Here is a 12,553-nt window from a genome sequence, read left to right as displayed (position 1 = left end):
ATCCTTACCGTCGGCCGTCAGGCAGCGCTGCGTACCGCGTACCGCACGGAGATCACGCCGTTGCGGAACCGGCGGTGGTCCAGCAGCTCGAGGTCGAGTCGGACGCCGCGGGGCAGCGCCGGCTTGCCGTCGCCCACGGTCACGGGGCACAGGAGCAGCACGCACTCGTCGACCAGCCCGTGGCGGAACGCCTCGGCCCCGACGGTCGCGCCGCCGATGCTCAGGTCCGCGTCGGAGCTCTCCTTGAGGCGGCGTACCGCCTGAGGGTCGAACTTCCGCTCGATCCTCGTCCGCGCCGTAGAGACCTCGGCGAGCGTCGTTGAGTAGACGACCTTGTCGGCATCGCGCCAGATGCGTGCGTACTCGCGGACGACGGCCGGTTCGTCGGTCAGCCAGTCATCGTCCTCCCAGACGCGCATCGTGTCGTACATGCGGCGGCCGTAGAGCGAGGTGCCGATGTGTCGTTCGTGCTCGTTCCAGAACGCGTGCACCTCCTCGTCGGGCACGGACCAGTCGAAGGAGCCGAGCTCGTCCTCGAGGTAGCCGTCGAGCGAGGTGTTGGCGGCGTAGATCAGCTTGCCCATGAATGCCTCCGGGTCGACCGAGGTCTCCAGAGTCCAGGGTCACGGCGACACGGGCAAGCACCGGCGGGGGGGGTGCAGCCGACCAGGCGGGTCGGCAGCCACGTAGGCGCCGGTGGTGCCCTACTCGATAGACGGCAACGGGGTCCGTGCCGCCTGCGGGTGCGACTCTCGCCGAGGAGGCAGGCTGGCCTGATGGCTCTGCCCGAGACCGATCTCCACCGCATCCGGCTCTGGGCGCGGGAGGGTGTGCCGAAGCACCTGTGGGACCAGGTCAAGGTCGAGGCCGACGTCGTGGACCGCCATGTTGACATCGTCGAGGTGCGCCCACCGTGGGACGGCGTCGGCGGGCACATGCGGTTCCTGGTCGCACGGCTGCGCTACACGAAGTCGACCGGCCTGTGGGCGATCTATGGGCGCGACCGCCACCTCAAGTTCCACGAGTACAAGCGCAAGGGCCCCGGGGGATGCCGGCCCCGCACCGATGAGGAACAACCAGACCCAACGGTCCGGAAGCAGCCTTTGCACCGGTCAGACGGTGTTTGCCGGGGTCTACCGGCGACGACCGCAAACCCTCCCGAATCGGCCGATATCGTTTCGCTTCAACGTCTGACGCGGCCCGAGAGCGCTGACCCCGCGCAGGGCTGTCCCAAACGGGGTCGCGCGCGTACCGGGTGACCTCTACCGTGCTCGGCATGACCGCACCGACGCCCTACCTGCGCCTTCCTGGAACCGCCCGGGAAGCCCTGACCTTCTACGGCGACGTCTTCGGCTGCGGGGTGCAGCTCCACACCCTCGACGAGTTCAACCGCACCGACGGGCCGCCGGACGCCGTCGCCCACGGGTATCTGGTCGACGGACCGGTGACGCTCTACGCCTCCGACGCGACCGGCGACGAGCCTTCGTTCCGCTGCGAGGGAATGATGCTCTCCCTGCTGGGGACGGACACCCCCTCGAACCTGCGCCGGTGGTTCTACGACCTCGCCGACGGTGGACGCATCGTCGACGATCTGCAGACCCGGCCCTGGGGCGCGTCGGACGGACAGGTCGTCGACCGTCACGGTCTCCACTGGCTCATCGGGTTCGAGGGCGACGACACCGACTGAGCCGGCGGTCCGGCGGACGTGGGGCGGCGTCTGAGCGTGTCGAGCACCGTCAGAACCGGAAGGGGATCGGGATGCCCCCGCAGCAGCACACACCCTGGACGTCGGTGCGCGCCAGCATCGCGGCCGCCTGGTAGCAGGCGAACAGGCGCACCGCCGTCGGCACCGCCCCGCCCAGCAGCCCGCGTGCGGCGATGATCGAACGGACCTCGGCCGAGCAGGAGCGGCCGCCGTGCGCGACCAGGTGCGCGCAGCTCCAGCCCTTCCTCGGCGAGAGGTGCTTCTGGTAGCCACGGATCGCAGTGTCGGCGGCGCGGGTGAGCGGTCCCATGCCCGACAACGCTAACCGCGGCTGGCCGGGGCGCCACCGGAGGCTGACGGCCGTTACCGTCAGGACATGCGCATGGCCATCGCCCAGCTCGCGGCGACGACGGACAAGACGGAGAACCTGCGGGCCGCCTCGGACCTCGTGGCACGGGCGGCCGCCGACGGCGCCGGGCTCGTGGTGCTCCCGGAGTACACGATGTCCTGGGAGCCCCGTTCGGACGCCGGGCACATCCGGGACGCGGCCGAGCCGCTGGACGGGCCCTTCGCCACCGGGCTGGCCGATCTCGCCCGCACGCACGGGGTGACCGTGCTCGCGGGGATGACCGAGGCGACCGGCGGCCGACCCGCCAACACCGTGGTGGCGCTGGGTCCGGACGGCACGCCCGCGGGTGCGTACCGCAAGGTGCACCTCTACGACGCCTTCGGCGACCGCGAGTCGGACCGCCTCGCCGCCGCCGCGCCCGAACCGCTGGTGCTGCCGGTGGGCGGTCTGCGGGTGGGCGTGATGACCTGCTACGACCTGCGTTTCCCCGAGATGGCGAGGTTCCTCGTCGACGCCGGAGCGGACGTTCTCGCCGTTCCCTCAACCTGGATGGCCGGCCCCGGCAAGGCCGCGCACTGGCAGGTCCTGGCCCGGGCCCGCGCCATCGAGAACACGTCCTACGTGCTGGCGAGCGGGCAGTGCGGGCAGCACCGGACGGGCCGGTCGCTCGCCGTCGACCCGTCCGGGGACGTGCTCGCCGAGCTGGGGGAGGAGCCGGGTGTCGCGGTCGTGGAGGTCTCGGCGGACAAGGTGGCGGCGGTGCGAGAGCGCAACCCCTCGCTCGCCAACCGGCGCTTCGCCGTCGTCCCGCGCTGAGCCCTGCGCCGGCGCAACATCCTGGTCGTGCCCTACCTGCCCGGACGAACCGACGGCCCACCCCGAGGTCATGCCTCGTGGTGGGCCGTTGGCGCTCCCTGAGAAGTTGACGTCTCACGGAGAAGTTGACGTCTCACGGAGAAGTTGACGAGTCGCGGAGGAGTTGACGTCTCGTGAGTCGCCTGGGGTCAGGCCTGCGGGTCCTGCGCGCGCAAGGTGAAGCCGATGCCCTCGGGCGTCTGGGCGGCGTCGAGCTCGTGGTCCGTGAGGATCGGGGAGGTCTCCGCGGAGACGAAAACCTTGGCGTCCTCGGCCTCGACCACCTCGTCGCTCGGGTGCGGCTCGGTGACGAGGCTCATCTCCAGCTGGGTCTGCTCGTCGGTGAGCGCGATGCGCACGCCGCCGCTCTCGGGCAGGCCGGCCTCCGTCGTCAGTCCCTTGACGGCTGCCTGGGCGTTCTCGGTGAGGGTGAGCATGGTTCTCCTGTCTTCGGTGCGGGGGGGAGCCGGCCGGCGGGCCGGGCCGGTCGACGCCTACGACCACCTGGTGGGGCGGGTCCGCACGCGCCTCGGACCCCTCCACGGTGGCGGGCGGCGGGGCGCCGCGCAAGATCGCCGGCCCGCGCCCGGGCGGGTCGAAGGGCCTGGCGCGCACGAGCGTGCGGATGCGCAAGCAGGAAACGACGAGCCGGCCCGGGCGTGTCGCTAGCCTGGCCTCGATCCCGGGGCGCTCAGCCGGCCGCTACGCGCCCGGTGCCCCCGTACACGACGGCGAACGGACGGAAGATCATGGAGACGACCCGAGGCGGCAGTGCCGACCAGATCACCCAGGCCGCGAAGGACGCCTTGACGGTGCGCCGGGTCTTCGGGGAGGCGTACGTCAGCGGTGACGCGACCGTCATCCCCGTCGCCAAGGTGATGGGCGGCTCCGGGATGGGCTACGGCGGTGCGCACCCCGGCCCGGGCGGCTCCGACGGCGAGGACGCCGGCGTCGCCGGGGACGGCAGACACGCCGCCGGCATGGAGGGCGAGGGGGGCGGCGGCGGCTTCGGCGTGCGGGTGAAGCCGGCCGGCGTGTACGTCGTGCGCGGCGGGGACGTGCAGTGGCAGCCCGCGCTCGACGTCAACAGGCTCGCCCTGGGCGGGCAGCTGCTCGTCGCGGTGGCGGTGCTGGCGTGGGCGCTCCGCCGCCGCCGGTAGCGGTATTCCGACGAACTCAGGCGGTATGTCGGAAGTCTCACAATGCGGTCACGATCGGGTAACGATCGCACCGGGGGTTTCGGTGGGGCTCGGGCTGAGACATATCGTTCCCTAATCTCGCCGGCGAGGGCCGTAGCGGCCTGTGCCCGAAAGCGGGCGCAATCGGCGGGCGCGAGCGTTCCGCTCACTCATCAGGAGGAACATTGAAGACCAAGCGCATGGCGGGCGTTGCCGCCTCGATCCTGGCGGGCTCCCTGGTGCTCGCCGCGTGCAGCTCGTCCGGCGACGAGACGGCCGCCGACGAGACCACGGGCGGCACCGACGGTGGCGCCAGCACCGGCATCGTCAGCGTCAACGGCACGGAGCCGCAGAACCCGCTGCTGCCGGCCCACACCAACGAGACCGGTGGCGGGCGCATCATGACCCAGCTCTTCGCCGGGCTGGTCCGCTACAACGCGGACGGCAGCGTCGAGAACGAGGTCGCCGAGTCCATCGAGACCGAGGACAACCAGAACTTCACGATCAAGCTGCAGGACGGCTGGAAGTTCTCCGACGGCACCCCCGTCACGGCGAAGAGCTTCGTCGACGCGTGGAACTACGGCGCGCTGCTGAGCAACGCCCAGAACAACAGCTACTTCTTCGAGGTCATCGAGGGCTTCTCCTACGACGAGGACTCGGAGCTGACCGGCCTGGAGGTCGTCGACGACCTGACCTTCACGGTCAAGCTGGTCCAGCCCGAGGCGGACTTCCCGCTGCGCCTGGGCTACACCGCCTACATGCCGCTGCCCGAGGTCTTCTTCGAGGACCCGGAGGCGTTCGGCGAGAACCCGGTGGGCAACGGCCCGTACATGCTCGACGGCGAGGGCGCCTGGCAGCACAACGTCCGCGTGGACATGGTGCCCAACCCCGAGTACACCGGTGGTCGCACCCCGCAGAACGGCGGCGTCTCCGTGGTGTTCTACGAGCAGGAGGACGCGGCCTACGCCGACCTGCTCTCCGGCAACCTCGACGTCATCGAGAACATCCCGAACTCCTCGATCACCTCGTTCGAGGACGAGCTCGAGGGCCGCTCGGTCAACCAGCCCGCGGCGATCAACCAGACGCTCAGCGTCCCGGAGTACCTGCCGGAGTGGTCGGGCGAGGCGGGCCACCTGCGCCGCCAGGCGATCTCCTACGCCATCAACCGCGAGGAGATCACCGACACGATCTTCAACGGCACCCGCACCCCGGCCAAGGACTTCACCTCCCCGGTGATCGACGGGTGGAGCGAGGAGGTGCCCGGCAACGAGGTGCTCGAGTTCGACCCGGAGAAGGCCAAGGAGCTGTGGGCCGAGGCCGAGGCCATCGAGCCCTGGGGCGACCGCACCTTCACCATCGCCACCAACACCGACTCCGACCACCAGCCGTGGGTGGACGCGGTGAACAACTCCATCCGCAACACCCTCGGCATCGAGGCGGAGATGGAGCCCTACGCGCAGTTCTCCGAGTTCCTCGACGCGCGTGACAACCAGGAGATGACCGGCATGTTCCGCGCCGGCTGGCAGGGCGACTACCCGTCCCTCGCCAACTTCCTGGCACCCATCTACACCGAGGGCGCCGGCTCCAACGACGCGTTCTACGCCTCCGAGGAGTTCGAGTCCCTCATGGCGCAGGGCAACTCGGCCGAGTCCATCGACGAGGCCAACGAGTTCTTCCTGCAGGCGCAGGAGGTGCTCTTCACCGACCTGCCGGGCATCCCGCTGTGGTACCAGAACGTCACCGGCGGCTGGGCCGACACGGTCGACAACGTCGAGTTCGGCTGGGACTCCGAGCCGCTGCTCTACCAGGTCACCAAGTCGGAGTGACCGTCCCGTCGCGGGGGTGAGTGTTCTCACTCCCGTCCGGTGACGCCGCTCACGCGGCGCGAGTGAAGGACTTCACTCCCAGACGCCCGTAGCCGGGGGTGGGGCCGATCGGCCCGGCCCCCGGCTTCGTGCGTCACGGGACGACGACGTATCGTCGTCCCTCGCACCCCCGTCGACGCCGGGCCCTGGCCCGTAGACGTCCGCGCGTAGTGTCTGACGAAACGACTTCATCGAGGAGGGACCTGATGCTCCGGTACATCGGGCGCAGGATCCTGCAGGTGATCCCTGTGTTCCTGGGGGCCACGCTGCTCATCTACTTCATGGTTTTCGCCCTGCCCGGCGACCCGGTCGCCGCGCTGGGCGGTGAGCGCGGGCTGCCCGAGGCCGTGCAGCAGCAGATCCGTGAGCAGTACAACCTCGACGAGCCGTTCATCGTCCAGTACCTGCTCTACCTCAAGGGCATCCTCACTCTCGACTTCGGCGTCACCTTCTCCGGGCGGGACGTCTCCGAGGTGATGGCGGGCGCTCTGCCCGTGACGTTCAAGCTCGCCGTCATGGCGGTGCTCTTCGAGGGCGTGTTCGGCGTGATCGTCGGTCTCTTCGCCGGTCTGCGCAAGGGCCGTCTCTTCGACGCCACCGCCCTCGTCACGTCGTTGTTCGTCATCGCCGTGCCGACCTTCGTCATCGGCTTCGTGCTGCAGTTCGTCGTCGGCGTCCAGCTCGGCTGGCTGCCCCCGACCGCCGGGAGCGACCCGGACTTCAAGAGCCTGCTGCTGCCGGCGATCGTGCTCGGTGCCGTCTCGTTCGCGTACGTCATCCGGCTCACGAGGACGTCCGTGTCGGAGAACCTCACCGCCGACTACGTCCGCACCGCCACCGCCAAGGGCCTCTCGCGCGGTCGCGTCGTGAACGTGCACGTCCTGCGCAACTCGCTCATCCCGGTCGTGACCTTCCTCGGCGCCGACCTCGGCACCCTGATGGGCGGGGCGATCGTCACCGAGGGCATCTTCAACATCAACGGCGTGGGCGGGACGCTCTACCGTGCAGTGCTCCAGGGGGAGAACGCCACCGTGGTGTCGCTGACCACCGTGCTCGTCATGATCTACATCGTCGCGAACCTGGTCGTCGACCTGCTCTACGCCGTCCTGGACCCGAGGATCCGTTATGCCTGACATCACCCACACCGGCACCGGCCGCGGCCCCGAGCCCGTGGCCACGCGCCGCCACCAGGAGCACTTCTTCGCGGAGCTGGACGAGACCGGCCTCGGCGCCGTCGACGCCGTCGACGACTCCGGCGCCCCGTCGAGCCTGTGGAGCGAGGCCTGGCACAAGCTGCGCCGTCGTCCGATCTTCTGGATCGCGGCCGCCATCATCTCCGTCGTCGTCGTGGTCGCGGCCTTCCCGACGCTCTTCACGTCGCAGGACCCGCGGTTCTGCGAGCTGTCGAACAGCCTCGCCGGCCCCTCGGCCGGGCACCCCTTCGGCTTCGACAAGCAGGGCTGCGACATCTACTCCCGCGTCATCTACGGCGCGCGGCCCTCGGTGACCGTGGGCGTGCTGACCACCCTGGCGGTGCTGATCATCGGCACGGTCATGGGTGCGATCGCCGGCTTCTTCGGCGGCTGGTTCGACACGATCCTCTCGCGCATCACCGACATCTTCTTCGCGATCCCGCTGACCCTGGCCGCCATCGTGATCATGCAGCTCTTCAGCCAGAACCGGACCTCCCTGACGGTCGTGGCCGTGCTGGCCTCGTTCGGCTGGACCCAGATCGCGCGCATCACCCGCGGGTCCGTCATGAGCGTGAAGAACAACGACTACGTCACGGCGGCGAAGTCGCTCGGTGTCGGCCGGACCGCCGCGCTGACCCGGCACATCCTGCCCAACGCGGCGGCGCCGATCATCGTCTACGCCACGGTCGCGCTCGGCACCTTCATCGTCGCCGAGGCGACCCTGAGCTTCCTCGGCATCGGCCTGCCGCCGAACGTCGTCTCCTGGGGCGGCGACATCTCCATCGCGCAGCAGTCCCTGCGGACGCGGCCCGCCGTGCTGTTCTACCCGGCCAGCGCCCTCGCCCTGACGGTGCTCGGCTTCATCATGATGGGCGACGCCGTGCGCGACGCCCTGGACCCGAAGGTGCGCGCACGATGACGGAGAACCTCACGCAGGCGGCGACGGCGGTGGCGGAGGCCGTCGACCCCAACACCCCCCTGCTCGAGATCCGGGACCTCGAGGTGGCGTTCCGGTCCTCGACCGGCATGGTCCCGGCCGTGCGCGGCGCCAACCTCACCGTCTACCCCGGCCAGTCCGTGGCGATCGTGGGGGAGTCGGGCTCCGGCAAGTCCACCACGGCGCACGCCGTCATCGACCTGCTCCCGGGCACCGGGCGCATCACCGGCGGGTCGATCAAGTTCGGCGGCCGCGAGCTCGTCGGCGCCTCCCGCAAGGAGATCGAGGACCTGCGCGGCCGGGAGATCGGCCTGGTCCCGCAGGACCCGATGTCCAACCTGAACCCGGTGTGGAAGATCGGCTTCCAGGTGAAGGAGGCGCTGGTCGCCAACGGCGTCGCCAAGGGCAACGACGCCGACGCCGAGGTGGAGAAGGTGCTCGCGGCGGCGGGTCTCCCGGACGCCGCGCGACGCGCCAAGCAGTACCCGCACGAGTTCTCCGGCGGCATGCGCCAGCGCGCGCTCATCGGCATCGGCCTCGCCGGCCAGCCACGGCTGCTCATCGCGGACGAGCCGACCTCCGCCCTGGACGTGACCGTCCAGCGGCAGATCCTCGACCACCTCGACCACCTCACGCAGGCGCGCCACGTCGCCGTGCTGTTCATCACCCACGACCTCGGGCTCGCCGCCGAGCGGGCCGAGCACCTCGTCGTGATGCACCGCGGCCGCGTGGTCGAGTCCGGCCCGGCCAGGCAGATCCTCGCCGACCCCCGCCACCCCTACACCCAGCGCCTCGTGTCCTCGGCGCCGTCCCTGGCCTCTCGGCGCATCCAGAGCGCCAAGGAGCAGGGGGTCGAGACCGAGGAGCTGCTCGCCAGCGGCGACGGCCGCGCGGAGCGGGTGAAGGACATCGTCGAGGTGCGGAACCTCACCAAGGTCTTCTCCCTGCGCGGTGCCGTCCCGGGCGTCGGCCGGGAGTTCAAGGCCGTCGACGATGTCTCCTTCGCCATCCCGCGCGGCTCGACGATGGCGCTGGTGGGGGAGTCCGGCTCCGGCAAGTCCACCGTCGCCAACATCATGCTGAACCTCCTCGAGCCCACCGAGGGCCGGGTCATCTTCGAGGGCACGGAGGTCGGGGCGCTCGACCGGCGCCAGCTGTTCGACTTCCGGCGCCAGGTCCAGCCGATCTTCCAGAACCCCTACGGCTCGCTGGACCCGATGTACTCCATCTTCCGGACCATCGAGGAGCCGCTGCGGGTCCACAGGATCGGCGACAAGAGGTCGCGGGCGCAGCGGGTGGCCGAGCTCCTCGACCTGGTCTCGCTGCCCAAGTCGACCATGCGGCGGTACCCGAACGAGCTCTCGGGAGGCCAGCGGCAGCGGGTGGCGATCGCGCGCGCCCTGGCCCTGCAGCCCTCGCTCGTGGTGTGCGACGAGGCGGTGTCCGCCCTCGACGTGCTCGTCCAGGCGCAGGTGCTGAGCCTGCTCAACGACCTGCAGGCCGAGCTGGGACTGACCTACCTGTTCATCACCCACGACCTCGCCGTCGTCCGGCAGATCGCGGACCAGGTCGCGGTGATGGAGAAGGGGCGCATCGTCGAGCAGGCGAGCACGGACGAGGTGTTCGAGAACCCGCGGCAGCAGTACACCCGCGAGCTGCTCGCCGCGATCCCCGGAGCCAGCCTCGAGCTCGGCCCCGAGGTGCCGGACGCCCCGCCCGCCGGGCTCTGACAACCGTCTGCCGGTTCCCTGACCGCCCGCCGCCCGTGCCCCGCGCACGACGGCGGGCGGTCGCGTTTCCCAGCGAGGGCGGGCGACGGCGCCCCGTCCCGATCCGTGGCCGGACCGTGACCTTCCGGCAACCAACGGGTAATGGACGACCATGTACGCTGTCGTGACGCCGGCATGAGCCAGGTCACAGCGCTGTGCCGGTGCTGTCCGTCAGGTCGACCCACGACGAACGTGCCGACGTTCGGCGTGGGTCCGACCCTTGCCGAAAGCCAGAGCATGCTCCTGTTCCTCTCCCGCAGGGTCCTCAACTACGTGGTCCTGCTCTTCGTCGCGGTGAGCCTGGTGTACATCCTCGCCGCCACCCAGCTGGATCCGAGGATGCTGTACGAGCAGCGCAACCCCCCCGGTCGACCCCGCGTCGATCGAGAACGCGCTGCGGTCGTACAACCTCAGCGACCAGGTCCCGCTCCTCGAGCGCTACTGGACGTGGCTGAGCGGGGTCGTCACGCAGTGGGACTGGGGGCGCGCACGCCCTTCGGGGCCAGCGCGCCGGCGCCGCGTCCCGCGCTGCTCGTCCTCGCGGCCTGGGTCGTCGTCGGGCTGGCGCTCATGCTGCTTCCGGTCCGCCGCACGACGGCGGAGCCTGCGCCGGTCGCGCGCGAACCGCTGGTGACGTCCGCCCGGTAGCCGGGGACAGCGCCGCTCCGCACCGCCAGGTCGCGGCCCTCAGGGACTGCCGGACGAGGCCACCGAGCCTGATCGGTGGCCTCATCCGCTTGTCCGGGGTGGGACGTCAGCGGCGCGGGTCGACGAGCACCTTGGCGTGCCGGCTGGTGCCGTTGTCCAGCTCCTCGAACGCGGCCTCGAGCTCGTCGAGGCCGATGGTGCCGGTGTGCAGGATGTCCACGTTGACGGCGCCGCCGGCGATGGCGTGCATCGCGCCGACGAAGTCCTCGTGGTTGTAGGCGAGGGAGCCGATGACCGTGAGCTCGCGGATCTGCCAGTCCGGGTAGCTGACCTCCGACGTCGTCGACGGGAAGCCGAGCAGCGCCAGCGTGCCGCCGCGGCGCACCAGCTCGGCCGAGGCCTGGAACAGCCGGGCCGCACCGGTGCACTCGTACAGGACGTCGGCGCCGAGGCCGTCGCTGGTCTCGGAGACGTACCGGGTGAAGTCGTCACCGGGGGCGAGCACCTCGGTGAACCCGAGCTCGCGCGCCACCTCGCGGCGCGCCTCGTTCGGCTCGACCACGACGACGCGCGCGGCGCCGGCGTGCCGGGCGTGCTGGGCCGCCAGCAGGCCGATCGGGCCCGCGCCCTGGACGACGACGAACGCGCCCAGCGGCTGACGCGCGCGCTTGACGGCGTGGAAGGTGACCGCCGTCGGCTCGACGAGCGCCGCCTGCTCGTCGGTGAGGCCGTCCAGGACGGGCAGGACGCGGCGCGCCGGCACGGCGATCGACGTCGCGAAGCCGCCGTGCGCGGGGGAGTCCGGCGTGACCCCGTTGGCCTCGGCGAAGACCACGTCGCAGTTCTGGGTGTGCCCGGCGCGGCACTGGGCGCAGGTGCCGCACGCCGGGCCGACGGCGGCGACCACACGCTGGCCGACGCTCAGCCCCTCGACGTCCTCGCCGACGGCGGCGACGGTGCCGGTCCACTCGTGGCCGAACACGGCCGGCGGCAGCCCGCCGGAGGTGTAGCCGTGGGTGTCGGTGGCGCAGATGCCGCAGTACGAGACGTCGACGACGACCCCGTCCGGGGCCGGCTGCGGCACCTCACCGGTTCGCAGCTCCAGGGCGCGCTCGGTGGGTGCGGTGGCAAAGCGGTACTGCGACATGGCTGGGAACTCCTCGGTCTTGCGGCTTTGCCTCAGTCCTATCACCCGTCAGGACCAGGGTGCCGCGCGCCGCCGTCCAGCGGAATCCCGGGCTCGACGCCCAGGGGTGCGTCAGCTACATGGCGAACATGTTCACCATCAGCGCCACCACCCCGACGGCCGCCGTGATGACCAGAAAGAGTCCGATCGCGGGCATCCGCCGCACCGGGTACTCGCCCGGCCGGGGGCTCAGGACCGCTGCTACGTTGTCCGCGGGCGGGACGAGCCTGCCGTCCGGCGGCGTAGCGCCGCCCGTTCCCGCCGGCGCGCCGGCCCCGCGGCCGGCGATCGCGAGGAGGCCTTGCTCGAGCGCGGCGATGAGGTCGTCGACCTCGTGCTGGTCGTACCCCTCGCGGAACTTCGTCGGCCGGAAGCTGGCGTTCCGGCACAGCTCCGCGGCCGCGACGGCGTCGACGCGCTCGCCGGCCTCGTGGGACCTGAGGACCGCGGTGACGGTGTCGAGGAAGTCATCCACCTCGTCCTGGTCGTACCCCTCGCGGAACCGGGTGGGCCGGAACTTCGCTCGGAGCACGCCGTCGGCGCTCAGGCTCGTCATCGGGGCATCCCTCGTCGTCGGGGCGGCCGGGGCGTCCCGGCCGGTAGCTGTCCCGATCGTTCCACCGCGATCTGCGCCGCGCCGGGTTTTGGACGACGGCGTGCGCATGGCGTCGCTGTGCCGGCTTCGTTCCGCAGGGACGCCGGTCTCTGGTGGCCCGGCGCAGCGACGGCCCCCTGGTGCGGTCGGGGGGAATAGGGCCATCCTGGTCCGCATCGTTCACCGAACGTTCCCCGCCCCGCCGCAGGGGGTGCACACCGAGGTCATCTCCGTCCGGTGGGGTGGGCGCGCCGATGCGCCCGCGGGACCACA

The 12,553-nt window shown here is 71.0% G+C and carries 14 protein-coding genes; 9 read left to right on the top strand and 5 right to left on the bottom strand.

Features of this window, described 5'->3' with window-relative positions; translation table 11 throughout:
- Positions 1-17: 17 nt before the first annotated feature.
- The gene (locus DA06_RS12865) at positions 18-584 is read right to left on the bottom strand and encodes a dihydrofolate reductase family protein (RefSeq protein ID WP_043500670.1); all 567 of its coding nucleotides are present in this window, start codon (positions 582-584) and stop codon (positions 18-20) included.
- A gap of 192 nt (positions 585-776) precedes the next feature.
- On the opposite strand from DA06_RS12865, the gene DA06_RS12860 reads away from it, so the two are divergent.
- Positions 777-1,259 carry a DUF3024 domain-containing protein gene (locus DA06_RS12860; protein WP_418605197.1) on the top strand — a complete coding sequence of 161 codons (483 nt, stop codon included), beginning with the start codon at positions 777-779 and terminating at the stop codon, positions 1,257-1,259.
- Between the two features lie 17 nt (positions 1,260-1,276).
- Positions 1,277-1,687, top strand: coding sequence for a VOC family protein (locus DA06_RS12855; protein WP_043500665.1), 411 nt, complete (start codon positions 1,277-1,279; stop codon positions 1,685-1,687).
- Positions 1,688-1,736: 49 nt separating this feature from the next.
- On the opposite strand, the gene yidD is transcribed toward DA06_RS12855, so the two are convergent.
- Positions 1,737-2,015, bottom strand: coding sequence for a membrane protein insertion efficiency factor YidD (gene yidD / locus DA06_RS12850; protein ID WP_043500664.1), 279 nt, complete (start codon positions 2,013-2,015; stop codon positions 1,737-1,739).
- A gap of 72 nt (positions 2,016-2,087) precedes the next feature.
- Between yidD and DA06_RS12845 the strand changes: the two genes are divergently transcribed.
- On the top strand, positions 2,088-2,870 hold the full coding sequence (locus DA06_RS12845; RefSeq protein WP_418605196.1) for a carbon-nitrogen hydrolase family protein: 783 nt from the start codon (positions 2,088-2,090) through the stop codon (positions 2,868-2,870).
- Between the two features lie 188 nt (positions 2,871-3,058).
- Here DA06_RS12845 and DA06_RS12840 read toward each other — a convergent pair whose 3' ends face one another.
- Complete coding sequence (locus tag DA06_RS12840) at positions 3,059-3,346, bottom strand: HesB/IscA family protein (protein ID WP_043500660.1); 288 nt, start codon at positions 3,344-3,346, stop codon at positions 3,059-3,061.
- Between the two features lie 312 nt (positions 3,347-3,658).
- Here DA06_RS12840 and DA06_RS12835 point away from each other — a divergent pair, with 312 nt between their 5' ends.
- From DA06_RS12835 to DA06_RS12810, 6 genes are all read left to right on the top strand, one after another.
- A complete protein-coding gene (locus tag DA06_RS12835; protein ID WP_043500677.1) occupies positions 3,659-4,069 on the top strand; it encodes a spore germination protein GerW family protein in 411 nt (136 codons plus the stop codon).
- Positions 4,070-4,272: 203 nt separating this feature from the next.
- A complete protein-coding gene (locus DA06_RS12830; RefSeq protein WP_043500657.1) occupies positions 4,273-5,913 on the top strand; it encodes an ABC transporter substrate-binding protein in 1,641 nt (546 codons plus the stop codon).
- Positions 5,914-6,158: 245 nt separating this feature from the next.
- Complete coding sequence (locus DA06_RS12825) at positions 6,159-7,085, top strand: ABC transporter permease (protein ID WP_043500654.1); 927 nt, start codon at positions 6,159-6,161, stop codon at positions 7,083-7,085.
- Positions 7,078-8,064, top strand: coding sequence for an ABC transporter permease (locus tag DA06_RS12820; protein ID WP_052436718.1), 987 nt, complete (start codon positions 7,078-7,080; stop codon positions 8,062-8,064). Before DA06_RS12825 ends, DA06_RS12820 begins: the two co-directional genes overlap by 8 nt.
- On the top strand, positions 8,061-9,812 hold the full coding sequence (locus DA06_RS12815) for an ABC transporter ATP-binding protein (protein WP_052436717.1): 1,752 nt from the start codon (positions 8,061-8,063) through the stop codon (positions 9,810-9,812). Before DA06_RS12820 ends, DA06_RS12815 begins: the two co-directional genes overlap by 4 nt.
- A gap of 276 nt (positions 9,813-10,088) precedes the next feature.
- A complete protein-coding gene (locus tag DA06_RS12810; RefSeq protein WP_418605195.1) occupies positions 10,089-10,499 on the top strand; it encodes a hypothetical protein in 411 nt (136 codons plus the stop codon).
- Positions 10,500-10,605: 106 nt separating this feature from the next.
- Here the strand turns inward: DA06_RS12810 and DA06_RS12805 are convergent, their stop codons facing one another.
- Both DA06_RS12805 and DA06_RS12800 read right to left on the bottom strand, forming a co-directional pair.
- Positions 10,606-11,646 carry a zinc-binding dehydrogenase gene (locus tag DA06_RS12805; RefSeq protein WP_052436715.1) on the bottom strand — a complete coding sequence of 347 codons (1,041 nt, stop codon included), beginning with the start codon at positions 11,644-11,646 and terminating at the stop codon, positions 10,606-10,608.
- Between the two features lie 115 nt (positions 11,647-11,761).
- Positions 11,762-12,241, bottom strand: coding sequence for a DivIVA domain-containing protein (locus DA06_RS12800; protein ID WP_052436714.1), 480 nt, complete (start codon positions 12,239-12,241; stop codon positions 11,762-11,764).
- Between the last annotated feature and the right edge of the window lie 312 nt (positions 12,242-12,553).

This window comes from Georgenia sp. SUBG003 (assembly GCF_000715355.2).
GTDB lineage: Bacteria > Actinomycetota > Actinomycetes > Actinomycetales > Actinomycetaceae > Georgenia.
Note: the sequence above shows the minus strand (reverse complement) of the source record. Positions and strands in the feature narration are given on the sequence as shown.